Genomic DNA, 1,683 nt, shown 5'->3' with positions numbered 1-1,683 from the left:
GAACGTCGATCGGGCGCCTTGCCGGCGGAATGGCAGCGGCGGCAGTCTGGCCGGGTCGTCACGGGTCGGGGGCGCAGCGGCTTCCACGGTCACTTCCTGCATAACGGGCGCTCCCCGGGAGCCCACGCTGTCAACTGATGAAAGTAGAAAAAAGCGCGAGTGCTGCGGGTGGCGGGATGGATTTTTTTCGCGGCATGGCCGCGAGGCGATACACGATTATTCCGCGCTGCAGCACAGTAATTGGCAGGCTGCACAAATGACGCATCATTTAAATTTCTTGACGCCGTAGGACTAGAACTTCGGAATTGGCGGGCTCACCGAATTACGAAAATCCGTTCTATTTCAGCGCATTGCGTCGACGTGATCGGCACTGCAACGCCCCTCGATTCACGAGGAGCAAACCGAAGACGGCAACCGAGTCAAATCGAAAATGAAACACCATGTCATTGCTGCGGTGTTCAGGTCGCCGCAAGGTATTCATATTCGGGCCGAGCCGGATATAACTAATAGCTTATTTCCGGTGGAAAGAGGCAAATCCGGGGCGCAGCCAACTCGCCTCCGATCTCAATTCGGAAGAATCTAATGAGGCTTTTTCAGCGCCTCTTTTTTGGAAATTCGCGGACTAAGGTTTTACGTCGAACCACCGCAGCGTGGAGCCGGATGATTGGGTCGATATGGCCTCCCGCGAGGAGGCTTGCGCGCCCGGCTTCGGCTGCGCGAACGAAGCCCGATTGCCGCCCGATCGGGCCTAGCCGCCCTTTGCCTTCCCCGGCTTCCCGGAAGCCTTGGCCGAATGCTTCGGGGCCTTCGCAGGCTTGCTCGCGGCCGGCACCGGCAGGCTGCGCGCCTCGCCTTCGCGCGCCGACTTCATGTGCCCGCTCTCGCCGATGGTCATGCCGACGATGCGCGCGAGCTGCCGGCTCACGCTGATGTATGCGTGCCCCAGGCGGCTGTCGAAATAGAGCGAGTCGCCGCGCGCCATGTGCACCACCTCGCCGTTCTCGAAGTGCACCTCGATCTCGCCCGAGAGCACATAGGCGAACTCCTCGCCCCCGTGCCGCACGAAGTCTTCCGGCCCGTGGATCTGCCGCGCGTGCACCGTGCCGACGATGGGGCTCATCTGCTTGCCCGCCGCCGTGGTGCCGAGGAATTCATAGGCGATGGAAAGCCCCTTGTAGACCACGCCCTTGCCCGAGCGCGTGACCACCGGGCCGTCGAGCTGCGCGGGCTTGACGCCGGCGCCCGCGAACATGGCGTTCATGTCCATCTCCAGCGCGCGACCCAGCGCGGTGAAGTTCTCGTAGCCCAGCGCGAGCTGGCCGCGCTCGGCGCGCGAGATGGTGGTGATCGACACGCCCGAGCGCTCGGCCAGTTGCGCCAGCGTCCAGCCGAAGCGCTTGCGCGCTGTGCGCAGGCGGTTGCCGAAGGTGACGCGGTCCAGCGTGGGCGGCTCGTCCCTGGGCTTCATCCCCGTCTTGGTCCCTGTGTGTGGATTCACGCTTGACTTTCTCTTGTGATGCCGGTGGATTCTGCCAGCCGGCGCCTGCGCCATCCATGCCAACCCGCATGACGCGGGCCCGGAAGTTGCGTATACGCAAATTGCGTTGACGCAAATTTCACCGATGCGGTGCACCATGGTTTCCCCTTGGTACCCTCGAATCAATTTGCGTATCCGCAAATTTC

General features: G+C 62.5%; 1 protein-coding gene. It reads right to left on the bottom strand.

Features of this window, described 5'->3' with window-relative positions:
* Window positions 1-748 precede the first annotated feature (748 nt).
* Window positions 749-1,498: a helix-turn-helix domain-containing protein gene (locus tag EJP69_RS13685; protein WP_240652134.1), complete on the bottom strand. Its 750-nt coding sequence runs from the start codon at window positions 1,496-1,498 to the stop codon at window positions 749-751.
* Between the last annotated feature and the right edge of the window lie 185 nt (window positions 1,499-1,683).

The organism is Variovorax gossypii, from assembly GCF_003965815.1.
GTDB classification, from domain to species: domain Bacteria; phylum Pseudomonadota; class Gammaproteobacteria; order Burkholderiales; family Burkholderiaceae_C; genus Variovorax; species Variovorax gossypii.
The sequence above is the reverse complement of the archived record's forward strand: the minus strand, read 5'-3'. Positions and strand labels throughout refer to the sequence as shown.